The organism is Flectobacillus longus (genome assembly GCF_030056705.1).
In the GTDB taxonomy this organism is placed as follows: domain Bacteria; phylum Bacteroidota; class Bacteroidia; order Cytophagales; family Spirosomataceae; genus Flectobacillus; species Flectobacillus longus.
Window position 1 is genome coordinate 198817 of record NZ_JASHIC010000001.1, and the last position, 25128, is coordinate 223944.

19 protein-coding genes are annotated in these 25128 nt (G+C 36.9%); 4 read left to right on the forward strand and 15 right to left on the reverse strand.

Translation table 11 applies throughout. The annotated features are described in order from the left end of the window. Window positions 1-14: 14 nt before the first annotated feature. From QM491_RS00805 to QM491_RS00820, 4 genes are all read right to left on the reverse strand, one after another. Window positions 15-569 (reverse strand): C40 family peptidase, encoded by a 555-nt coding sequence (locus QM491_RS00805; RefSeq protein ID WP_283325355.1) that lies wholly within the window; start codon window positions 567-569, stop codon window positions 15-17. Between the two features lie 176 nt (window positions 570-745). Further along, window positions 746-1087 (reverse strand): avidin-fold protein, encoded by a 342-nt coding sequence (locus QM491_RS00810; protein WP_283325356.1) that lies wholly within the window; start codon window positions 1085-1087, stop codon window positions 746-748. Between the two features lie 78 nt (window positions 1088-1165). Then, window positions 1166-1798, reverse strand: a complete 633-nt coding sequence (locus tag QM491_RS00815; protein WP_283325357.1) for a LysE family translocator — start codon at window positions 1796-1798, stop codon at window positions 1166-1168. Between the two features lie 295 nt (window positions 1799-2093). Beyond that, a complete protein-coding gene (locus QM491_RS00820; protein ID WP_283325358.1) occupies window positions 2094-4211 on the reverse strand; it encodes a Tex family protein in 2118 nt (705 codons plus the stop codon). Window positions 4212-4484: 273 nt separating this feature from the next. Between QM491_RS00820 and QM491_RS00825 the strand changes: the two genes are divergently transcribed. The 3 genes from QM491_RS00825 (at window position 4485) to QM491_RS00835 (ending at window position 6348) form a co-directional block, all read left to right on the forward strand. Beyond that, window positions 4485-4664 (forward strand): hypothetical protein, encoded by a 180-nt coding sequence (locus tag QM491_RS00825; protein ID WP_283325359.1) that lies wholly within the window; start codon window positions 4485-4487, stop codon window positions 4662-4664. 583 nt (window positions 4665-5247) lie between these two features. Next, window positions 5248-5790, forward strand: coding sequence for a hypothetical protein (locus QM491_RS00830; RefSeq protein ID WP_283325360.1), 543 nt, complete (start codon window positions 5248-5250; stop codon window positions 5788-5790). Between the two features lie 111 nt (window positions 5791-5901). Next, complete coding sequence (locus QM491_RS00835; RefSeq protein ID WP_283325361.1) at window positions 5902-6348, forward strand: hypothetical protein; 447 nt, start codon at window positions 5902-5904, stop codon at window positions 6346-6348. 85 nt (window positions 6349-6433) lie between these two features. Here QM491_RS00835 and QM491_RS00840 read toward each other — a convergent pair whose 3' ends face one another. Next, window positions 6434-7435 (reverse strand): acyltransferase family protein, encoded by a 1002-nt coding sequence (locus tag QM491_RS00840; protein ID WP_283325362.1) that lies wholly within the window; start codon window positions 7433-7435, stop codon window positions 6434-6436. Window positions 7436-8350: 915 nt separating this feature from the next. Between QM491_RS00840 and QM491_RS00845 the strand changes: the two genes are divergently transcribed. After that, window positions 8351-9529, forward strand: coding sequence for a hypothetical protein (locus QM491_RS00845; protein ID WP_283325363.1), 1179 nt, complete (start codon window positions 8351-8353; stop codon window positions 9527-9529). 522 nt (window positions 9530-10051) lie between these two features. On the opposite strand, the gene nspC is transcribed toward QM491_RS00845, so the two are convergent. From nspC to QM491_RS00895, 10 genes are all read right to left on the reverse strand, one after another. Continuing rightward, entirely contained in the window at window positions 10052-11185 is a 1134-nt protein-coding gene (gene nspC, locus QM491_RS00850; RefSeq protein ID WP_283325485.1) for a carboxynorspermidine decarboxylase, read from the reverse strand. 212 nt (window positions 11186-11397) lie between these two features. Continuing rightward, window positions 11398-11736 carry a cupin domain-containing protein gene (locus QM491_RS00855; RefSeq protein ID WP_283325364.1) on the reverse strand — a complete coding sequence of 113 codons (339 nt, stop codon included), beginning with the start codon at window positions 11734-11736 and terminating at the stop codon, window positions 11398-11400. 265 nt (window positions 11737-12001) lie between these two features. Beyond that, window positions 12002-13285 (reverse strand): MFS transporter, encoded by a 1284-nt coding sequence (locus QM491_RS00860; RefSeq protein WP_283325365.1) that lies wholly within the window; start codon window positions 13283-13285, stop codon window positions 12002-12004. Window positions 13286-13290: 5 nt separating this feature from the next. Beyond that, on the reverse strand, window positions 13291-13959 hold the full coding sequence (locus QM491_RS00865) for a bifunctional 4-hydroxy-2-oxoglutarate aldolase/2-dehydro-3-deoxy-phosphogluconate aldolase (protein ID WP_283325366.1): 669 nt from the start codon (window positions 13957-13959) through the stop codon (window positions 13291-13293). Window positions 13960-14043: 84 nt separating this feature from the next. After that, window positions 14044-15066 (reverse strand): sugar kinase, encoded by a 1023-nt coding sequence (locus QM491_RS00870; protein ID WP_283325367.1) that lies wholly within the window; start codon window positions 15064-15066, stop codon window positions 14044-14046. Between the two features lie 52 nt (window positions 15067-15118). Beyond that, window positions 15119-16519: a glucuronate isomerase gene (gene uxaC / locus QM491_RS00875; RefSeq protein ID WP_283325368.1), complete on the reverse strand. Its 1401-nt coding sequence runs from the start codon at window positions 16517-16519 to the stop codon at window positions 15119-15121. Between the two features lie 327 nt (window positions 16520-16846). Next, a complete protein-coding gene (locus tag QM491_RS00880; protein ID WP_283325369.1) occupies window positions 16847-18481 on the reverse strand; it encodes a UxaA family hydrolase in 1635 nt (544 codons plus the stop codon). Between the two features lie 228 nt (window positions 18482-18709). Then, a complete protein-coding gene (locus QM491_RS00885; RefSeq protein ID WP_283325370.1) occupies window positions 18710-20257 on the reverse strand; it encodes a tagaturonate reductase in 1548 nt (515 codons plus the stop codon). 424 nt (window positions 20258-20681) lie between these two features. Next, window positions 20682-22610, reverse strand: coding sequence for a glycoside hydrolase family 88/105 protein (locus tag QM491_RS00890; protein ID WP_310589536.1), 1929 nt, complete (start codon window positions 22608-22610; stop codon window positions 20682-20684). Between the two features lie 130 nt (window positions 22611-22740). After that, entirely contained in the window at window positions 22741-25083 is a 2343-nt protein-coding gene (locus QM491_RS00895) for a glycosyl hydrolase family 28 protein (RefSeq protein ID WP_283325371.1), read from the reverse strand. Window positions 25084-25128: the final 45 nt, after the last annotated feature.

Consider the following 25128-nt stretch of genomic DNA (forward strand, 5'->3'; position numbering starts at 1 on the left):
TCCGCAATCTCAAATCAGAAAGGTCTTCTAGCAGTGGCATAACACCCCATCCAGTAAGTTGAAATGAGATTATCTTCACGAACGCCTTTCGAGGATGAAGCATGGATGAAATAGATTTCTTTAGGACCTCTAATTTCTGTAATCATACCAGAATGATTCACCTCTGCCACATTCCCTTTATCTGTCACAAAAAACACCAAATCTCCAGGTCTTAAATGATCTAAATCCTTTACTTCTTTTCCATAAGAAGATTGTTGTACTGCTCTTCGAGGTAATAATACTCCCATTTCTTTAAAAGTTGCCAACAATAATCCAGAACAATCCATACCTTTTGAATCGACTCCTCCAGTACGATAGGGCACTCCAATGTATTGGCGAGAAATAGCTATCAACTTGCTCACTTCTTTGGAGGTAATCACCACAGGTCGGCTTGGGCTCGACGGACGTGTAGTCGTTGTGGTTGTTTTACTAGATTCTTTTCTACGAAAAAGTGCGCAAGAATCTAATAAAAGTGGAAGTATTCCTATCAATATAAGCTTGGCATAAGTGGATGTGGTAGTCGTTTTCATGAGATTGGTAAGGATTTAATCTGGGTAAGTTTTTCTAAAAGCAAGTTACAAAATTCCCCATTTTCACCAAGTGTAATTTCACTACAAGTATATGGTATTTTATCATTCGGCAAGACAGGTTGAGTTTCTAACGAAAAGCCTCTGACAAATCTTATATTTGATGGACTTGTACTTTATCAGTATAACTCTTCAATGATTGACTCGCCTTTGGAACAATCCCCTGAAGTCCATTCCCAATTCTCGTATAATCGTATTCGCCCATCAGGTAAAATTTCTGGTGTGGAAATACATTTTCCCGTCATTATTTCGCCCAAACTATTGACTTGATGATAACGCATATCGATTTTCCCTGATTCGTCGACTAATCCAATCAAATGTCCTTTGGTAATTTTACCTCCAGCATATTCAGAGGTCAATATATTTCCTTCTTGTTTGTAATGAAAGATTGTTTCTGCGGAAGTCTCTCCATTTTCAGTATTACTGATGGGGGCAAATTTCTTGTTGTTGTAGTTTATCATTAAATAGCTTTTTGTTGAATGGCAAAATTAAACATGATTTCTTATTTTACTTATATCATTTTATCTATCTCCTGCCTCCTAAACTTTACTTTTAGCCATCCTCACTGCTAATGCCACCAAAATACTTGCCATAAACCATTTTTGTATTTTTATCCAAAAAGGATTTTGTGCAAAAAATCTTGCCATTTGAGATGCTGTCAGTACTAAGGAGAAGTTCACCGAAAAACTTACCAACATTTGAGTTATTCCCAATTGTAAGCTTTGCAAAAGAGGATTTCCATACGCTGGCTTTATAAACTGTGGGAAAAAGGATAGATAAAACATCGCTACCTTTGGATTCAAAACATTGGTGAGTAATCCCATCGTAAATAGCTTTCTGGGAGAATCATTTGACAAATCATTTCGCGCCTCAAATACAAATTTTCCCTTGGGATTAATGGCTTGAAAAGCTAAGTAAAGCAAATAGCCCACACCCAAATATTTGATAAGTTCATACAAAAACGGTACCTCTGCCAAAATAGCCGTTAATCCAAAGGATACCATAATGATATGAAATAAAAATCCTACCATCACTCCTGCCAATGAAAGTAACCCTGCCATGCGCCCTTGAGTAATCGAGCGTGAAATCAGATAAATCATATTGGGTCCTGGACTAATGACCAGCACAAAAGCTGCCAAGGCAAATAAGAGTAATTCCTGAAATTTCAGCATATCTCTATTATTTATTTAGTGAATGTTGAGTCAAGTATAAATTATAGAGAGTGTATTTTTTTAATTATAAATACATTACGTTTAAAAATATACCTGCTTATTAAGATTTTTTCAGAAACCAATCTTTCCATCAGCTCCGTAGGAGCTTTTACAAAGGGAAACTTTTTAATTTTATTTTGCACGATTACCTATGATTCAATTTGTATTCATAATTTACAAAAATGGCGCAGAGAATATTTCCCTGCGCCACTAAAAAAAACACTCTGTGCCTTTGTGCCTGTTCCCTTTACCTCTCCTAAACGGCTTTCATGCTTAAGGCAATACGTTTACGAGCAATATCTACCTCTACGACTCTTACTTGCACCTGTTGCTGTAATTTCACCACCTGATTCGGATCAGAGACATATTGGTTGGCTAGCTGAGAAATATGAACTAAACCATCTTGTTTTACCCCCACATCTACAAAACAACCAAATGCTGTGATGTTAGTTACTATTCCTGGCAAAACCATTCCCTCATATAAGTCTTCTATCGTTTTTACATTGGCATCAAACTCGAAGGCAGTTAGTTGCTCACGAGGGTCACGCGAAGGTTTTTCTAACTCTTTCAAAATATCTTGAAGCGTTAGTAAACCTGTATTTTCGCTAATGTATTGCTGTAAATTAAGTTTTTTACGCAGCTCGGTACTTGTCATTAAGTCCTTTACAGTACATTTCAAATCCTTTGCCATACGTTCTACTACTGGGTATGTCTCAGGGTGTACTGCTGAATTATCGAGTGGGTTATCTGACTGAGGAATTCTCAAGAAACCTGCGCATTGTTCGAATGCTTTATCACCCAGACGAGGTACTTTTTTGATTTGTGCTCTTGATTTAAAATCTCCATTTTCCTTACGAAACCTGACAATATTAGCTGCCAAACTTGGTCCCAAACCAGCTACATAGCTCAACAAATGTTTCGAGGCAGTATTGATATTTACTCCAACCGTATTAACACAACTTTCTACGACCGAATCCAAGGAATTTTTTAATAATGGTTGGTCTACATCATGTTGGTATTGACCCACACCAATCGATTTTGGGTCAATTTTCACTAATTCTGCTAATGGGTCTAGCAAGCGACGACCTATAGAAATAGCACCACGAACAGTCACATCTTTATCTGGAAACTCTTCACGAGCTACTTCTGAAGCTGAATAGATAGAAGCCCCTTGCTCCGAAACCATAAAGATTTGTGGCTGTGCTGAGAAAGTTAGCTTTTTGACAAATGCCTCTGTCTCACGACCAGCAGTACCATTTCCGATAGCAATAGCTTCAATTTTATGTTTTTCAACCAAAGACAAAACTGTATGTTGTGCTTCCATTGTTTTATCAAATGGATAAATCACAGTATCGGCTATCAGGTTGCCTTGTGCATCTAGGGCAACCACTTTACAACCTGTACGATACCCAGGGTCAATAGCCAAGGTACGTTTTTGTCCAAGCGGAGAAGCCAATAATAGCTGACGAAGGTTTTGGGCAAAAATCCTAATGGCTTCGTTATCCGCTTTTTCTTTAGAAAGGTTTGAAAATTCATTTTCGATAGACGGTTTCATCAATCGTTTATAAGAATCCGTAATCGCGTCCTCAACCTGTTGTTTGGGTTCGGACATTCCACGTAAGAAAATACGATCGAGTGCGCCCAAAGCATTGTCCTCATCTGGCGAAATAGAAACCGACAAAATACCTTCCTCCTCGCCACGACGAATCGCTAATAGTCGATGTGAAGGTACTTTTTTAAGCGGTTCGCTAAAATCGTAATAGTCTTTGTATTTGACTCCCTCCTCTTCTTTTCCTTTTTTTACTTTTGAAGAAATATAGGCTTCACGTTCAAACACCTTACGCACTGCATTACGAGCGTCCACGTTTTCGTTAATCCACTCGGCCATAATATCTCGTGCACCTTGCAATGCCTCGTCAACCGATGCTACTTTATCGTTGAGGTACGCCTCTGCCTTTTTAAGAATATTTGTTTCTTTTTGGTCAAAAATTAATTTAGCTAATGGCTCAAGCCCTTTCTCTACGGCGATACTCGCACGGGTTTTACGCTTTTGTTTATACGGCAAATATAAATCTTCTAATTCTTGAAGCAAATAAGCATTATTGAGCTTATTCAATAACTCAGGAGTCATTTTTCCTTGCTCCTCTATGGCTTTGATAATAGTCTCACGACGCTTGTCGGCTTCTTTTAATTTATTCCAAAGGTCTTTAATATCCAGAATTTGCACTTCGTCTAAGCTTCCAGTTGCCTCTTTTCGATAACGAGCTATAAACGGTACTGTTCCACCTTCCTCTAATAACTTAATTGTATTTTGTACTTGGTTGGCTCTTACGCCAATCGCATTGGTAATGATGCCAATTTGAGTTGTATTCATGATTTTTAGGTTTTGACTAACCACAAAGCTAAGAATTCTTTTGGATTTACGCCAAGCTTCTCTTTTTAGGGTTCTATTATGATAGAATTACTTTACAAAAATAAACACAAGAGTTAAAATAACGAACTATGACCACTTACTCATTTTGTGGCTATTGACAAGTATTTTTCGTCATTGAACTAAAAAATTCTTTCTTAAAAATGTGTAACTTGAGTTTAAAATCGAAATTTTCCGAGCCCACTTATCAATCTAGACGTCTTTTAATAGTTCCTCATGACAGCCTACAAAATCTTTAGAGTATCGACTTGGTGGTCGACAACCACTTTAATTCGTCGTACTGAAAATACCCTCAGTGTAATCGAAGAACAAGGACATGAAATCGTCACTGTTTCTTTTGGGGTAGATATACTCATGCGACCTACAGCTTTTATTACTATTCGTATCAAAGCTTAAGTATTGGTATGTAGTTAATAATAGAAATTTTAAAATCTAAATATTTTATTCTCAATCTTTTCAACTCAACGATTAATTGATATTCAGATTTTAAAATTACCTACTCGGTATGATTACTAAAGCGTATTAATGCAAAATAAAATTGCATTAATACGCTTTAGGTTGTAAGCCGTAGGCATTAGACACAAAAGCTTTTATTATTGCATAAAAATACTTTTTAATTTTTAGCCTACGGCATAAAGCCTAGAGCCTATTGCGGGTAAAATTATTTTAATTTTGCTCACTAACTTAACTAATCGTGCAGAATAAGATTTAATTTATGTGTTTAGGCACTAGGCAACAGGCACAAGGCAAAGAGTGTTAAAATGTTTTTTAATAACCACAGCCATGCTTTTTTCCAAAGCCCAAAGCCTAATCTTAAATTTTATTTTGCTCACTGACTTAAGGTAGTTAAAATTAAGGGCGAAATATCGCCCTTTTTTATTTTGAGCCAAATCGGGTTTTCCCTAAAAAACTTTTCTCATTGTTTTCTAAAAATCATTTTCCTACATTTGCCCCACTTGAAAAATCACCATTTATTCTTTTGAAAAGACTACTTTCTATATTTCTGGTTTCGTTGCTCCTATACAATATGATAGGCTTTAGCTTTTTGTATTGTTGGGAAGAATACGGAACCCTATATAAACAAGAGATAAATATCGAAGAATCAGGCGATTATTATTGGATAAAACAACCCTTGCAACTACCCTATCAAAATAACTGGACTGAAAGTCGACCCATTGAAGGAAAAGTCAAACATGGTGAAAACCACTATAATTTAGTAGAGCAACGTTATCAGAATGATACTCTATATACCCTTTGCAAGCTAGACGACAACGCTCGATTTAGATTTATGGAACTGGCGGAACATATCACCGACCATGTCAAAGAGCATTCTTCACAAGCGCCATCTGGAAAAAGTAGCTTTTTATTAAAGAATTTACTGAAGGAATATACCTCTATCCAACGCTATACAATTTTATATATCTTGGAATGGACAAATCCTTTCAATCGCTCTTGTCACCATTATCAGTTATCAGAAGGCTATATCAACAACTCTTCTCCACCACCAGCTATAGTTTGTTAATTTTCATGTAGCAATAATCATAACTTGGTATCTATATCAAGTCCAATGACCGTATTCTTTATGTTGATGATTAACCTTGCTTGTATAATACAAGCCTAAAAAATTATAGCCATGAATTTATCCAATACAAATACACATAACGTTACTGTACAATGGTTCAATAGAATTGCTTTGTTTGTAGTTTTCTTTTGGTTTGGCGCACTGAAGGTACTAGGAGTATCTCCTGCTGAACAAATCGTTAGTCAGCTACACGCTCTGACGCTAGCAAAGTTTATTTCTATCGATACATTCTTACCATTTTTAGGGTATTTAGAATGCTTTATTGGCATTATTTGGTTGATACCACGACTCACCAAATTAGCATTTTTCCTATTTTGCTGTCAAATGGCAACCACTTTTCTACCCTTATTGCTTATGCCCAACGAAACATGGCAATCTTTATTTGCCTTGAGTCTGCCAGGACAATACATCATCAAAAATGTCGTGCTAATTGCTTCTGCTTATACGATTTATCGAGCGGGAGACATACAAGTGAAATCATTTCAACAAGAGATATAAATAGTCAAATTTGAAAATAGATTATCTATTTCAAAGGATACGGCTTTATTTTAATCAAAGCCGTATCCTTCACATCAAATCCTTTCTAATATTTAATATTTTTGCTCCAAATTATAGAAGGTTTTTCTATTAACATATAAACCAAGTAGGCAAATAAGATACAAACTAGATGTGAAAATAAAACGAATCCGATTTTTTCGAATTGACTTGAAATAGGTCTATAATACAAATAAATCCTTCGCATAACTTCTACTCCAATTATCCAGTGAAATAAATAAAGTGAGTAAGAAATCTTTCCAAGAAAATAAAATAGTTTCGAACGTATATCAAAATTAGTGTATATGATTATGGCCGTAAAAAGTGCATATATAGTATTGGATTTATGGTGAAAATACCAAATAGCCCCTAATAAAAGTACCCCTAAAACAAGCAAAGTTCTTCTAGATAGTCGGTTTATATGATGTAAGAAAAGTAATATTCCCAAAGAAAAAAACTCAATAAATTCAAAAATGAAGGTATCAATGGGAAGCCTTAGAGAAATAAGTTTAAATACTATTATTATTCCTCCCAAAATCCCCAATCGAATCCTAATGTCAGATATCATAATTAATGGGAACAAAAGTGCAATTATAAGATAATATTGGAATTCGATTGCCAATGTCCAATAAACTCCTTGAATCCACCCTTTTTGAAAGAAAACATTCAAATAACCAAGATGTAACGATACTGAAGCCCAGTCGATTTGATAAGGCTGACAGCACCAATACCACATCAATGAGAGTGTTATGAGAGAGAAAATTATCGAAAATAAATAAGGGGGCTCTAAACGAGTAAATCGTTTAATTAAAAACTGCAATATTTTAGAAAGTTGATATTTATTTTCATACATGGAATATGGAATGATAAAACCAGAAATTACAAAAAACATTGCTACACCCGATCTGCCAGAAATACTAATTGGGAACAAGAGTTTGTAAAAATAGTAATCATCCTTTTTAAAAAAATCTAAGGCGCAAAACAAGTGCATTTGAGTAACAGATATAGCGGCGAATCCCCTTAGCCATTCAATTGATTTAATTTGTTTCATTACAACAAAATTCGATATAGAAATTATAAGTTAATTTAGTTAAGTATTAATGCAAAATAAAATTGTATTAATATACTTTAGGTAGTAAGTCGTAGGCGTTAGGCAGAAAAGCTTCTATTACTTCATGAGAAATAGTATCTAACTTTTAGCCTACGGCATAAAACCTAGTACTTAAAGCGGGTAAAGTAAAAATAATTTTGCCTACTAACTTAAGCAATACATACTAATCCATTAGCAAAATATTGGTTTTTCATTGGTAAAAGCTTAAAGCTTTTGGCGGGAAACATTAACTTTTAGTTTTAATTCAAGATCTTACTTGTCTATATATCTGAATAACAGAAAATATCATTAGCCATAAGCCTTACCTATATTAATTGGGCTTTTTAAAAAGAATGATTGAAAATTCTATTGTCAGTAACATAAAGCATTTTGCAAGAAGTAATCCATAAGTTTAAATAAGAATCAATAGAACTCTCGTGTAGTTTTTTCTATAAAATTTCTAGAGATAAAGCTTAAATTGATTGAGCATAGTTTGATATTTTGAGGGAGTATTTCAGCTTTCATTTGACAGTAAATATAATTGTACTATCAGAATTTTAAAGGAAAGGATGAGTAACTACAATTAATAAATCAACGCTCTTGACGTATATAAACTTTAGCTTGATATCTTTAATTCAAAGATTGTAATTATTTTTTATTTAAAGAAGGAATTAATATACAATCGATGATTTTTCAAGAAAAACATCAAAAATACTCTCATTTAGAATTTATTTCTGACCGTCTGATTTTAAATTTGAATAATCTTTCATTTGCCTAAAGTCATTAAAAAATTATATATCTTTGTTATCAAGAATTATTTTTCATATTCTGCACAATTTCATCATATCAATTCTAACACTTATTATTGCTTCTAAAATGACATTAATTTCTACAATTAATAGACTTGAAAATCGTTTATCTCAAGTATTTTCTAGTTCTACATGGTTATATAAAATTTTACTTATAAGTATCATCATCTCAACATTAAGTGCCTTTCCTCGTTATGATTATATTTACGAATTTCAAAACCTTCGTAAGGATCCACATGGTGCATGGGGTATCTTGTGTATGAGGTCAGCTAATTTGATGGACTCAAGCATTCTAGCAGATGGAGACAGTCACACTCGCAAGCTCACTTTTAGATTGGTTTTACCAATATTATTGAAGCTCTTTCATCAAAATGTTTGGTACATTGTTGTTCTACAAACTCTATTAGGCATATTCATGATGTACTTAATAGCTAAAATTATTTATCAGCTCACTTCAAATAAATTAACTACATTTTACTTTACATTAGCTACCACAAGTATCTATTTTGGCATATCTGCTTTTTGGGAGTTAGGAGGATTCGGAGACTCTTTTGCCTATGGCATGTTGATTATTGCAATGTATTATCGCAATCCAATTATTATTTTTGGGGCAATTACTATTGCATCTTGGACAGATGAGCGTGGGTTTATTGCAGGCGGTTATGTTCTATTTTGGTGGTTATGTAGAAACTCTATAGAAACAAAAATGGGGCTTAAAGACTTACTTAACAATATTTTCAGTAAACAAACATTCGCAATTATTGCATCTTGGATTGGATATATATTGTTAAGAGTATGGCTGACAAAATACTATAATCTTAACGTAGACACACACCAAATTGGAGGATTTATGCTTGGACCAGAACACAGCTCTAGTATTGGTTTAGGGCTTTGGACAAGCTTAGAAGGTTTTTGGATTTTTATTTTGCTTACTGGTATTATTATGATTGGGAATTGGAATGAAATGCGTATCGTATTCTGGGGATATTCTTGTTTAATTGTATTTCTCTGCCTTACTAGCTGTATGGTTTCTGATATAAATCGAAGTATTTCATACGGTTACCCATTAATATTACTGGGTATGGTATTTTTGACAAAGTATCTTACTAAGAAAGAATTACACTATTTTACTGCTTTGATTGCTGTAATTTGTTTAATTCATCCTCTTTTAATGACTTTTGGTTCGAATCTAGTGGTCTGGGCGTATCCTCTCCCATATCAAATGATTATCTTCTTTTTCAGGTAATTCAGCATACGACTCCATTTAATATTGGTTATCTCAAGCACTAAAAATGAGTCATTCCCAATTTAGTGTTTGATTGATTGCTTCTAATCTACATTTTATTAGCACAGACGCAATATTTTGCGTCTAAATATGAATCATTCTGAAATATAGTGATCTTAGCTATTTTAGAACGAGATAGGTATATTACCAGAAACATGAGTTATCCCTACTTTAGCGATTTAGTAATTGAGCGCATAAGTGATTCTTTTTAATCTTCATTTTACTAGTAGAAGTGCACTTTTAAAATGCCATCATACTAAAATTTAATATGAAAAAAGGCGTTCGAAATGAGTTTTTCGAACGCCTTTTTTCATAAACAGTAAATAAATGCCTAGCATTTGAGTACTTTTCCCCAAAATTTGGGATGACTCATGTTTGATAAAGCTTTAGACGCAAAGCATTGCATCTAAACTACTAGAACATATATTTTAAAAATAATCACTCCATCTCAACTCACTAAATTAGAGATGACTTATGTTACTTTTACAATCTATCTTTAAAACTTTCGTATCCAAAAGATTTAACCAATTCAAAAGTATCGTTTTCTCTCCAAATACCAATGGAAGGAAGATTAACGCCATTGAAAGTGGTAGTTTTTACCATCGTATAGTGAATCATATCATCAAATACGATAGAATCACCAATTTTTAGTTCTTGGTCAAACGAGTAATCTCCATAGAAGTCACCCGCCAAACAAGTCATACCACCAAAACGATAGGTTGGTTTGCCCTCCACAGGTTCGTGGTGAGCTCCCAAAATTCTTGGTTTATAAGGCATTTCTAGCGTATCAGGCATGTGTGCTGCAAAACTCACATCCAAAATAGCGGCATTTATTCCTTGTGAGTCAATAATATCCATCACCGTAGAAGTCAAATATCCTGTTCTCCAACCTACTGCTGAGCCTGGCTCTAGAATTATTTTAAGATGAGGGAAACGAGCTTTGAGGTTTTTCAGTACAGAAATCAAATGCTCTGGCTCATAATCAGCACGGGTAATTAAGTGCCCTCCACCTAAGTTCAACCATTTGGCTTGTTCCAATAAATCGCCAAAACGCTCTACAATAGCATTCAAAGTACGCTCCAAAGTATATGAATCGTTTTCGCATAGAGTATGAGAGTGCAAACCTTCAATGCCTTCTGGCAAAGTGTCTCCTAATTGATTGCGAGTAATACCCAAGCGAGAGCCCGCAATACACGGATTATACATATCTGTCTCAACTTCAGAGTATTGAGGATTGATACGCAAACCGCAGCTAATACCATTGGCACGTGCTCTTTCACCAAAAGTATTATATTGATTCAATGAGTTGAAAGTGATATGGCTCGAATAAGACATCAATTCGTCAAATTCACGCTCCAAATAAGCGGGGGCATATACGTGAGCTTTGGCTTTCATTTCCTCAAAACAAAGACGAGCTTCGTTGAGTGAACTTGCAGTAGCACCAGCCAAATATTGACGTACCATCGGGAAAGTACTATACATCGAAAAGCCTTTAAGCGCACAAATAATCTCGATTCCTGCTTGTTCCTGTACATATTTGAGAAGTGTTAGGTTCTTTCTCAAAAGTTGGTCTTCGATTACATAACAAGGCGAAGGAATTTGTGAAAAATCAATCATCTGATAAGATATTCTTGGTTGAAATGGTTTGTTGTTGAACTGAACCGTTGGTTTCATTTGATAAACCTATTTTAACTAAATTAGTTCAGCACCCAATTACTAATAAGGTGCAAAATTACCAAGAATCCATGAACCTTAGATTAAGAATTTAAAAAATGATGAAAATCAAAACAAAAGGGCGATGATTTCGCCCTCGGTATCCTCAAAATATATTACACAAAATCTTCACGAAATGGCGCAAATACATCTACCAGCACACCTGCCTCCAAAGCCACTGCTCCATGTACAATATGAGGAGGAATATAATAAGTATCACCTTGTTTGAGGACTTCGGTTTTTCCTTCAATGGTTATCTCAAATGCCCCGCTTTCTACATAACTAATTTGTGTATGATAGTGGCTATGCAATGACCCAATCGCTCCTTTTTCAAAGGCTACTTTAACCATCATGACATGATTGTCATAACTCATGACTTTACGACGTAACCCCTCGCCTACTATTTCCCAAGCAAGGTCTTCGTCATGAACAAATCTTTTTCCAAATTGTGACATAGCTGATTTTTGTGAATTGTGAGTTATGAATTGTGAATTAGTAGTGTACGAAGGATTTCTCACAATTTCAGATTTGGGATTTCTGATTTCGGAGATAAAGTAAAATATCTTTATTTTTTACAAAACATAGAATATTACATCTTCGAAAGCCAACATCCGATATCCGAAATAGTTACTTTGTCCTTTTACAAAATTAGCCAGCAACACATATAAGCATCACTGGCTAATCCATTCACGTTTTTAACAAGATTTTACTAATAGAATTTTACAATTCTACTTTCTCCATTTTAGGAGCAAACAAGTGCATTAATCCCCACGCTAATAAGTAGGCAAAACCACACACAATAAAGATGATATTATAACCTGCTGTGATATTTCCAGCTTCTTTGTATGAATCCAAAATAGTACCTACCATTAATGGGAAAAGGATACCACCTATTGAGCCAGCCATACCACCAATACCTACAACAGAAGAAACGGCTTTTTTGGGGAACATATCCGAAGCCGTCGTAAAGATGTTGGCACTCCACGCTTGGTGAGCTGCCGCCGCAATACTAATCAATACTACCGCTTGCCAAATATTGGAACAATACTGAGCCGCCATAATTGGCACAACTGCCAAGGCAAAACTCAACATCGCTACTTTACGAGCTTTGAATACTGGCCATCCTTTGTTTATCAAGAAACCTGACACATAACCACCACCAATACTACCAATCGTTGTGGCAGTATAAACGATAATTAGTTCTAAAGATGGTTTTTTCAAATCTAATTGGAAAGTTTCTGCAAAATATGAAGGCAACCAATACAAGAAGAACCACCAAATTGGGTCGGTTAACATTTTTCCAAAAACAAAAGCCCAAGTTTGACGAATTCCGAACAATTGAGCCCATTTTACAGGTTTTTCATCAGATGTCGATACCTCATCCTCGTCACTTTGGATATAGGCTAATTCTTCTGGAGTAACAGACTTATGGGTTGTTGGATTGTCGTAGCTCATTACCCAGAAAATAACCCAAATAAAGCCTACGCCACCAGTTACCATAAAAGCCACTTGCCAACCCCAAACTGCCAAAATCCATGGCACCATCAATGGCGCTACTACAGCACCAATATTAGCGCCTGAATTAAAAATTCCAGTTGCTAAAGCACGTTCTTTTTTAGGAAACCATTCGGCAATACTTTTGATTGCTGCGGGGAAGTTTCCTCCTTCGCCCAAACCTAATAAAGCTCTGAAAGCACCAAAACCCAATGTACTGGTAGCAGCAGCAGTTAAAACGCCAGCAGTACTCCACCAAATTACGGCTACTAAATACCCTAGTTTCGTACCAATTTTATCAATAATACCACCCGACAACACCAAGCCAATTGCATAAGCTGCTTGAAATGCCATTACTAGGTTACTATAATCTTTTTCGTTCCAGTCAAATTCTTTTTCCAAGGTTGGCTTTAATAAAGCAATCACTTGGCGGTCAAGATAACTGATGGTTGTTGCAAAAAACAAAAGGGCTACAATGACCCAACGATAACTTCCTACCTTTTTTTCCATAGTTTTTATTTAGATAAGCTTGCCACCGTTTCCATCAAGCTAGCTACGGTTTGCTGAATTTGATTAAAATCTTTATTTGCTAAAACGGCACTTGGAAACAATTGCGAGCCCATTCCAACTGCAGTTACTCCTGCATTAAACCATGTTGTAAGACTTTCAGTTGTTGGTTCTACTCCTCCAGTTACCATTACTTTCACCTTTGGCATTGGACCTTTCATTGATTTTACAAAACCTGGGCCAACAACATTCCCAGGGAAGATTTTAACTACAGTAGCCCCTAATTCTGTTGCTTGATAAATTTCATTCAAAGTACAAGCACCAGGGTACCAAGCAATATTTTTTTCTTGACACAATGCTCCTACTTCAGCAGTTGTTACTGGTTGTACTACAAAATCGGCCCCTACTTCGATAAACTTAGCAGCTTGTTCTGCTTTGAAAATCGTACCGATACCGATTGCCATATCTGGGCAATTTTCACGAATAAAAGGCACTAATGCTGTAAAAGTTGCCAAAGCACTTTCGCCACGATTGGTAAACTCAAATGCGCGCATACCACCATCATAACAAGCTTTGATGATAGCTTGGGTTAAAGCTAAATCTTCATGGTAAAAAACGGGAACAACTGGATACTTTGCAATAAGTTGGTCAACCGTTGTACTATCAAAAAAGGCCATTTTATATTTCTTAATTAAAATTGAGAGGAACAATAAAAATTGATTGAGTAAACCATGAGTAATTGCTCACAGCTCATTCAATACTTATAAAAACTTAGCTAGTAGATTTTCTACTTGTTCTACGCTTTGTTTGGTAGCATCGCCATATTCATTCAGTTTACCGAATGCTGCTGCGGCTGCATAATTAATTACTTCTTGAGATGATTTTTCATTGTATAAACCATAAATCAACCCTCCCATAAAACAGTCACCGCTACCTACTTTATCTACTACTTCGTCAATGGTGAAGGTTGGAGAAACGTATTGTTGACCGTTGGTAAAAAGTGTGGTATAATACAAAATACCCTTTGGAGGAGCGTCAAAACGGAACGTATGTGCTACCACAGAGCATTGAGGATATTGTTTTTGAATAGCTTCGGCAGTACGAATACTATGCGCCAAATACTCTTCTTGTGTTGAATCTGGATTGATACTTGCATCTACAGGAATACCCAAAAGCCAATCTGCTGCCCAAATATTACCCATAATTACGTCGCAGTATTGCGCTAAGCGTGGCATAATTTCGACAGGTTGTTTGCCGTATTTCCAAAGCTTTGCACGATAGTTGAGGTCAACAGATACTGTAATACCTTTGCTTTTGGCAATTTTCAGAACCTCCTCACAGGCATCTACCACATCTTCGTTCAAAGCTGGGCTGATAGCACTGAAATGAAACCAAGAGACATTTTCGAGAATGCTATCCCAATCCACTTTACCTGGCGCTAAAGTCCAGAAAGCAGAATGAGCACGATCATAAATTACCCCTGCATTTTTGAGGTCTGCACCCTGAGGGAGGTAATAAGTACCAATTCTGTCACCAAAGCAAGGCATTTTATCAGCAGAGATACCTTTGTCTTCGATATACTGCTTCAGTTCAACCGAAAGCTGGTTGTCGGGCAATACACTGGTGTATTGCACAGGCACATTCCAATTCGCTAAAGCTGTGGCTACATTCAATTCGGCACCACCAACAAACACGGGCATTGTGGCATTTTTAATCCATTCACCACCCAACTGAGGAGAAAAACGTAAAAGAATTTCTCCGAAACAACACACTATTTTTTGCATATATCTATTTTAAAAAGCGGCTAGATACCTCTGAGATACCTAGCCGAGTCACTTAAAATCCGAAGTATTCTTTGGCGTTGTTGTAACAAATATCTTGAACCATCTTTCCAATCCAAGGAATATCGTTAGGTAGTTCGCCATTTTCAACGTCGTTACCTAGTATATTACATAAAATTCGTCTAAAATACTCATGACGAGGGAAAGAAAGAAAACTACGAGAGTCTGTCAACATACCTACAAAACGGCTCAACAAGCCCAAATTTGAAAGCGCATTGATTTGTTTCTCCATACCATCTTTTTGGTCGAGGAACCACCAACCAGAACCAAATTGGATTTTTCCAGCCACCGAACCATCATTGAAGTTACCAATCATGGTAGCCATCAATTCGTTGTCACGGGGGTTCAAGTTGTAAAGGATGGTTTTAGCCAATTGGTTGTTTTCGTCTAATTTACCCAAAAATTTCGAAAGCGCTTTACCTTGGTCAAAATCACCGATTGAATCCCAACCCGTATCAGGACCTAATTCTCGCATCGCACGAAGGTTGTTGTTACGCAATGCGCCTAGATGAAATTGTTGTGTCCAACCCTTTTCCCAGTCCCAAATGGCAAAATGAACCAACATCGCAGACTTGAATTTCAATTGTTCTTCTAAAGTCAACTCACTTCCTCCTTTGATTTTCAAGAAGATAGCAGCAATTTCATCTTCAGTGTAATCTTCAGCATAAATCTGCTCAAGACCGTGATCAGATAGCTTGCCTCCCATTTCAGCAAAGAAGTCATGACGCTCTTTCAATGCACCTAAATATTCGTCTAAAGTCAAAAGACTACGACCTACAACTGCTTCTAATTTTGTAACGTAAGCCACAAAATTCGCCACGTTTTCTACTGCCATCGCTTTATCAGGACGGAAAGTAGGCAATACTTTTACCTCAACACCATCTGCTTTAATTTTTTGGTGATATTCCAAAGAATCAAGCGGATCATCTGTTGTACACACCACATTTACATTCATTTTATTCAACAAACCTCTTACTGAATATTCTGGGGTTTGTAAAAGGGTAGTGCATTTTTCGTAAATATCTTTCGCAGTCGATGGATTCAAGACTTCATTTACCCCAAAATAACGTTGTAATTCGAGGTGAGTCCAGTGGTACAAAGGGTTACGCATCGTGTAAGGTACCGTTGCTGCCCACTGTTCATATTTCTCATAATCCGACTTGTCTCCAGTACAATAGGCTTCGTTGATTCCATTTGTACGCATTGCACGCCATTTGTAGTGATCGCCGTACAACCAAATTTGGGCAAGGTTCTCAAATGACTTATCCTCCGCTATCTGGTCTGGTGGTAGATGGCAGTGGTAGTCAATAATTGGCATTTGCTTAGCATACTCATGAAACAAAGTACGAGCTGTTTCAGTCTGTAATAGAAAATTGTCGTCTAAGAAGTTTTTCATCTTTTGAAATTGATAGTAGTTCAAAAAAATTGCTTAAAGTTTGCTAACCCAAGCAAGAGACTGTATTTGGATAATATTTTTGGCTGTCGGCTTTGAGCTTATGGCTGTGGGTTTTGGAGCTCAATTACCTGAAACTCCGCACTCAAAACTCTAAACTCATCACTTAGAAGCCGTTGTTGAAGTTTTCTCCAACAACCATGCGTAAGCAACAAACCACTTTTATTAGTTGGCGCCTAACTCGTTGGAGAAAACTCAAACGAGGGCACAATATCTTGGCGTTGAGCTCAATCACCTGAAACTCCGCACTCAAAACTCAACACTCACCACTTATAAAGAGACTCCACGTTTCCATGGAATAAAGTCATCGTGTCCAAGGGCAACAGCTTTAGGTGTGTATTCACCTGAGGCCGTTTTGATACAATATTCCAATAACTCCTCACCCATTTCAGCAATCGTTTTTTCTCCTGTAATCACAGTTCCAGCATTGATGTCAATAATATCTGACATTCTTTCTGCCAATGCAGAGTTAGATGAAATTTTTAAAACAGGACAAATCGGATTACCCATTGGATTGCCTAATCCCGTTGTAAACATGATTACATTAGCACCTGAACCTGCCAAACCCGTCGTACATTCGGCATCGTTGCCCGGAGTACAAAGTAAGTTTAAGCCTGATTTTGTCGCTTGTTCAGTGTAATCCAAGACGTCAAAAATAGGAGAATTCCCTCCTTTTTTGGCTGCACCTGCCGATTTCATGGCGTCGGTAATTAAGCCATCTTTGATATTGCCTGGTGAAGGATTCATATCAAAACCAGAACCAACCGCCTCTGCACTACGTGCATAAGCTGCCTGAATCGTAGTAAATTTCTCAGCCAAATCATCATTTACGCAACGATTGATTAGTTCTTGCTCTACCCCACACAATTCTGGAAATTCAGCTAACATTACCTTACCTCCTAATGCAGAAAGCAAATCTGCGCAATATCCTACTGATGGATTGGCAGAAATTCCTGAAAAACCATCCGAACCACCACATTCTACACCTAAAGTCAGGTGAGATAGCGGAGCAGGTTCACGCTTAGCTTGGTTAGCAATCGTTAGACCAATAAAGGTTTGTTTGATTGCCTGACGCAACATTTGCTCTTCGTTTCCGATAGCCTGTTGGTCAAAAATATAAAGAGGCTTTGAGAATTGAGGGTCTACTTTGGCAATAGCATCCTGCAATAGTTTTACCTGCGCATTTTGACAACCTAAACTCAAAATCGTTGCACCAGCTACATTTGGATGCGTGATATATCCCGCCAATAGTTGACACAACACTTGTGCATCTTCACGAGTACCACCACAACCACCAGTATGCGTCAAAAATTTGATACCGTCTACCTGTGGAAATAATTTACCACGACCTTCTTCTGTTTGCTCTGTTTCTTCATAAACTAATGCCGAAACATCTACCCCATTTTTATAGGCATTAATCAAGCTTTGGGTATATCCTTGAAACTGCGAAGCTTTAGCATATCCCAATTCATTCAAAAGCGCATTTTTGATTACCTCGACGTTTTGGTTTTCACAAAAAACCATTGGTACTACCAACCAGTAGTTTGCAGAACCTACACGCCCATCTGCACGATGAAAACCGTTAAAAGTACGTCCTTCAAATTTTGAAGTATCTGGCTTCTGCCACTCCAAGTTAGGTACACGCTCGCCATAAGATTCGGCAACGTGTTTTACGTTGAAAGTAGTAATATGTTCTCCTTGTTGAATAGGCTGAGCAGCTTTTCCAATCGTAAGACCATACATTTTCAACAAATCGCCTGTAGCGAAGTCAAATTCTGCAAATTTATGTTTAACAGGAACATCTGTTTTTAATTCTATTCCTTCTAGCACTTCCCCTTTTTTGAGGTCTGTCAAAGCTACATAGACATTGTCGCTAGGATTGATTTTGATAGCTTTTGCTTTCATTTTTTGAGAATGTTTACTGGTTACAGAAGAAAGTTAATGCTGAATTACGAGTTGCGAATTGTGAATGTAAAATATTAATTAACAATACTTTACCTCACCTTTTTACCTAATTCCTGACAACTTTAATCTAATTTTGCCCACTAACTTAAGTAATTATGCAAAATAAGATTTAATAAATTGATGAGATAAAACATTAGTAATCATAAAATTACACTCAAAACTCATCACTCACAATTCAGCACTCATACTTACTAAGGTATCTTCGCCTTTACGTACAAATATTTTTAGGGTACTCAATACACCTTCGTTGGTCATTTTGAGTAAGTACTCTTTTATCATAGCTGCAAATCTTTTGAGAGCAGTAAGGTCTGTTCCCCACAAGAATTTGTCAGAAAGTACCGAATCAACTAATTCTTCTGGAGATAAAGACGCCCACTTTTCAGCAAAATACGCTACTTTATCATCTTGAATCAGGTATTTTTCACCATTACTTATACCATAATATTTCCCATCTTCAGCAAGTTCTGCTTTCATAAAAAGCAAATAAGCGGCAAATCCTACCGAAAAATACTCAGGAACACATGGGAAATTTTGATAATACTGTAACAAGGTCGCCAAATTACGCATCTTCATTTTAGAAGTGTACTGCATTGTAATGCTCAACCAATTGTGTTGGATACTATTGTTACGGAAACGGTCTAATACTTGGCGTCCAAAACGTTCTGCTGTCAAAATCGACACTTTATATGGAATAGACGGAGCTAACTCAGCTAGCATCAAGTTACTTACGAAAGTACTTAAATATTCGTCTTCCATACCCTCAGATACCGTTTTGAAACCAGCTAGATACGCTAATCCACAGCTGAGTGTATGCGTTCCGTTCAATAATCTTAACTTCAACTCACGGTACAAATCGATGTTGGGCTCAACAATCACACCTTCGTCTACTTGTCCAAACGAAAGAACTTCTTTTACGTGTTCGTCACCCTCAATAGCCCAAAGTCGGTAAACCTCAGAAACAATTAATAATTGGTCAGTATAACCTAATTGAGCTTCAATCGCCTCTTTCACCTCTGGTTTTGGTTTGCCTGGCACAATTCGGTCTACCAACGAATTACAGAAAGTTGTGGATACCTCTAACCAATCTAAAAAGTCTGTTTCTAAAGAATTCAAATGAGCTAATTCCAATACGATTGATTCCAATTTTTTACCGTTATCAGGAATTAACTCTGTAGGCACAATCACCAAGCCTTTCGACTTGTCACCATTAAATGCTTTATATCTTTCATACAAAAACGCTAATAACTTTCCTGGGAATGACACAGGAGGTTGATTGTTATTAATATCGTCTTGCACTAATTGAATACCTACTTCGGTAGTATTTGAAATAACAATTTGCATTTCAGGATTATGCGCACATTCCAACACCTTTTTCCAATCTGATTGTGCTGAAATCACACGGCTAATAGCCGAACTCAAAGTGTATGACTCGATTTGTTCTCCCGCTTGTACCCCACGCTCACAAATCGTGTATAAGCTATCTTGTTGGTCAAACTCATCGGATGCCCCTGATGTAGATTTTACCACCACAATGCGTCCGTTAAAAACGCCTTGCTTGTTGGCTTTGTCAATAAAATAATCTGGTAAACCACGGAGCAATACTCCTGTACCAAATTGCAATACCTTTTCTGGAAGATTGAGGTCGTTAAGGTTTGGTAAATTCACCGCACATTGAGGCACAATTGAATCCAATTGTGAAAATGAAATATCTTTCATAGCAGTCGTTTTATTCAAGAGGCGTTATGCCCAAAAATGATATTATTCTAAGGATACGTTTAAAACTCTGTAGTTTTGTAAAATAAGTTTATATCAAATGTTTAGCACCTGCAAGCGAATATGAGAATGTTTTTACGCAATCGTTTTCGGCATCGTTCCCGAAAATTATTCCCTCCGTCAATTTTCCATGACTCAGAGATATTACACTTAATCGTCCAGAAATTGGAATTTGTATTTTTTTAAGAATAGAAACTGTTGGAGTTTTTTTGAGTGAGGAGTGATGAGTTCTGAGTGAGGAGTTTTGAGTAGTATTGTTAAGTAATTATCAATATTTATATTCACAACTCAGCATTCATAATTCACAACTCAAAACTCATCACTAAAAAAAAGGCGGTAGTAAGATATTCTCACCACCGCCCTTGACTTACTTTTTAATGGTGGCTTGTTTTAGAAGCCATTCTGTTAGGTATTTAGCAGCTTTAAAATTTTCGTATTGTAAAGGAAGGCGTTTGCCATTGAGGTATTCGTTGTAAATCCAAGGGTCACCAAGGACAAATACTGTACCTTTACCAACTTTGGCTGTTGCCATAATCACATCGCCACCTTCTTCCAAGATCGGTTTTGCTGGTGCTTTTGTTTCTAGGGTTACCAATTCTTTTACATAAATTTTCTTCACATCCTTGAAAATTGGATGATTGTTGAATTCAAATTTACCTTGCTCAAATTGGTCATTTTTTACCATATTGCGGTTTTTGTTGGTAAAGCTAATACCAAACGCCTTCGTCAATTGATTGAAATGCTTGATTTCAGCATTAGATGTATCATTGGCTAACAAAACCAATACACCACCTGCTTTTACCCAGTCAGAAATAACTTTTACGTCCTTCTCCTCAACATAGTTTGGTGCTGGAGTTTCTTTTGGCGTATCTGGGTCAACAATAATAAATACGCTTGCATTCTTCAAGTTTTGAGCACTTGGCGCTTCTTCCAAAGTACCTAATTTAGCTCCATATTCATTGAAGATTTTACCCCAAAGCGAGTATCCCGAATCCTTACGGTCATACCAAGTATAGTGAAATGTTTCTTTTGCACCAGTAAAACCTTTGCGATATTCACGGTTAAAGAAGTTATCTAACATGACAGTTTTGCCTTTGCCAATCGACAAGGTAGGGAATGTCTCCATCTCAACACTTGCCATGATGAAAGGACCGACACCTTTTAAATCATCCTGACGGATTTTTTCACTTAAGTAATATTCGTAGCTACCATCACGATAAGGAGTACCGCCCAAACCAGAAACCTGTACGGTCTTTTCTAAGTGAATCAAACCATTGGCATCCGTCGAAATAAAGTTTTTCAAAATACCTTTATAGCCTTTTTGTGCCGCAACCATATAGGCGGGACTTAAATATCCTAAACGAACACCTTTCACAATCGAATACACAAACATCGAAGAACCAGAAGCTTCTAAGTAGTTGCCTTTGCCACCGATTTTGTCAGTTACTTGATACCAACAGCCTTCTTTAGGGTCTTGATACTTGATAACGGCTGGAATGATACGTTGTAAAATAGCTACTAACTCGCCACGACGTGGGTGGTTGGCAGGAATATAATCCAAAACGTCTACTAATGCCATTGTGTACCAACCCATTGCACGGCTCCAGAAGTTTGGAGACTTACCTGTTTTAGGGTCTGACCACTTCTGCTCATGGCTTTCGTCCCATCCATGATACAACAAACCTGTCTTATCATCACGACCATTTTTTTCCATCCAAACAAACTGATTGATAATATCATCAAAGTTTTGGGAAGAGCCAAACATTGCCGTATATTCTGCATAGAAAGGCTCTGCCATAAACAAACCATCTAACCACATTTGGTTTGGATAGCGTTTTTTGTGCCAAAAACCACCTTCCTTAGTACGAGGTTGTTCTTTCAACTGCTTCATTAAATTATCAGCAGCCAAGCGATATTTTTCTTTACTAGTTTCATGATACAAAGTCAACAATAAACGACCAGGTGTAATCATGTCAAGGTTGTAATCGTCGATTTTATAGGTACGGATATTACCTTTGTCGTCTACAAACTGGTCAACTACTTGCTTGATATAACGGAAATATTTAGCGTCGCCTGTATGATACCAAACATTTTCGAGTGACTTCATCATCAAGCCCATTTCGTATTCCCAATGAGCGTTTTTCTTTTCAGCACTGTAAGTAATGGTATCCTTGTGAACGGTTAGCATGGTATTTGCCATTCGTTCTGACCAAGGCAACGACTGCTGTACTTGAGCAAAAGCCGAATTCGCCATCAATGCGCAAACTGTCAATATTTTTGCAGTTGTCTTGAACATAGGTTTTGTTTTTTGAATGTTTTAGAATGTTTTGAGAGATACGTTCTTTCAAAGCGTTGAGACTTTAGTTTCCATAAAGAGCACCTTTTCAATTCAGGATACTCTTTATGAGATTATGTCACGAAGTTACTTACTTCTTCAAAAGAACACTTGAAGGCACTTTTTCTCCAAGTTCAACGTCTTTTTTTGCTTGCTTGGTATCTGTATTAACCAAACGAACACTTTTGTTACGTTCTCCCGTTATTTTCAGTAATAAGTCAGTCGAAGCACCTTTATACTGAATATTGTCTAAGGTAATTTGTTGTCCATTCTGAATTTGAATCGTCGTAGCATCCTTAGAAAGAATACTTACATTTTTGAGATTGATATTCTCAGCTTCAGTACAAATCATTCCTTTATCAGATTCCAAAATCGCATCTTCTAACCAAACATTCTTGATAGGCATTTCGGGCAAACCTCTAATAAACAACGCCTTTTCGGCACCACGACATACGATATTTTTCATGTAAAAATCCTTAAACAATGGCGTTCCTGCACTAACTGGCTCAAATTTGATTTCTGGAATATCTGTCTTCTCGCCATATACAGGCACTGGATCTTTGGCAGCGTAATACATATCAAACAAAATTGCTTCACCAGGGATATTGGTCATGCCAATGTCGCTGATATAAATATTTTCCACTACTCCTCCACGACCACGTGCCGACTTGAAACGTAACCCAATGTCCGTTCCCATAAAAGTACAGTTGTTGACAAACATATTTTTGACACCGCCAGACATCTCGCTTCCAATCACAAAACCGCCATGAGCATGATATACAAAACAATTATTAATCAACACATTCTCGGTAGGCACACCACGTTTACGACCTTCTTCGTCACGACCTGATTTGATACAGATACCATCGTCGCCCACATCAAATGTACAATCTTCAATCAAAGCGTTTTTACAAGATTCCAAATCTATTCCATCACCATTTTGTGCGTACCAAGGGTTTTTAGCTTTTACTCCTTTCAAAGTAATATTGTCACACAACAATGGGTGCAAACACCAAGCAGGTGAATTTTGGAAAGTAATCCCTTCAAGCAATACATTTGAACAACGTGTGAGCGACAACATATTTGGACGAAGGAAGTCTTTGATATATTCAAAATCTTTTACCTCTTTTCCATCTTTCAATACGCCTGGCAGTTGAACTGTAGAACCCAAATATGATTTCTGACTTGGATACCAGTTATTTTTGTCAGGACTCAACAAACCACCTGATGCAATAAGTTTTTCCCAAGCGCCTTGGGTCATTTTTGAACGTTTTACTGGACGCCAAGCATCGCCTGCACCATCCAAAACGCCAAAACCTGTAATGGCTACATTTTCCAAATCTATTCCATAAACTGGTGCTTGACAACGAGCAGCTGTTAAGCCTTCGTAGGTGGTACGAATCAAGTCAAAGTCTTCAAATCGATTACTAAATTGAATCAAGGCACCTTTACGCAAATGTAAATTGACATTGCTCTTCATGACGATTGAACCTGTCAACCAAACTCCTGATGGCACAATGACAGTACCTCCACCTGCTTCGCTACAAGTAACAATAGCCTTATTGATTGCCTTTGTATTTAGTGTTTGTCCATCTGCTACTGCGCCGAAGTTGACAATATTAAAAGTATCTTTCTTGAAAACTGGAGTTGATACTTTCGGTACTTCATAAGCAAATTTGGTAGGATATACCGACTTTTTAAAGAAGGATTTCAAAGGTAAACCTAAAGACGCCATATCTTCACAAACTAAGCTAGCCATTACTTCAGCGCCGTATCTAGAGAAATGTGTATCGTCAGAAGCACCGTCTTTATAACGAGCATATACATTTTTAGGATAATGTAAGAAAAGCTTTTTCGAACCTGCTACACCATGTTGTTCTATCACTTTCTGCGATTTTTGGTGTAAATCAATCATGGGTACTTTCAACTCTTTTGCCAACGCTTTTACCACATCTGGGTAGTCTTGATGTTGGTCAACAAACTTACCACTTTCATCAAACTTGCGACGCATCACAGGCGTAATTAACACAGGGTTACCACCTTTAGCACGAGTTTCGTTGACAAAACGAGTCAAGTTTTGCTTGTAAAGTGTTTGTGAAGGGGCCGAACGAGTCGTATCGTTCACTTTTTGATCATTGTGACCAAACTGAATCAAAACCCAGTCACCTTTTTTTACCTTGTCTATTACCGTTTTCCAACGACCTTCGTTGATAAAGCTTTTAGTACTACGACCATTTACGGCATGATTTTCAATTTTGATTTCATTCGTAAAAAATTCTGGTAAAACCATCCCCCAACCTGTTTCGGGTGCAGCGTTCGCCGCCTTATCAGCCATGGTTGAGTCTCCACATAAAAATATTGTAGTACGAGTATCTTCGAGCTTAAAGCTGAATATTGTAAGAAGAATGAAGGTAAATAAAAGGACTTTTTTCATTAGTTATTGTTTATTTGAAACTCCTAATGGAGTAAATCTATTCGA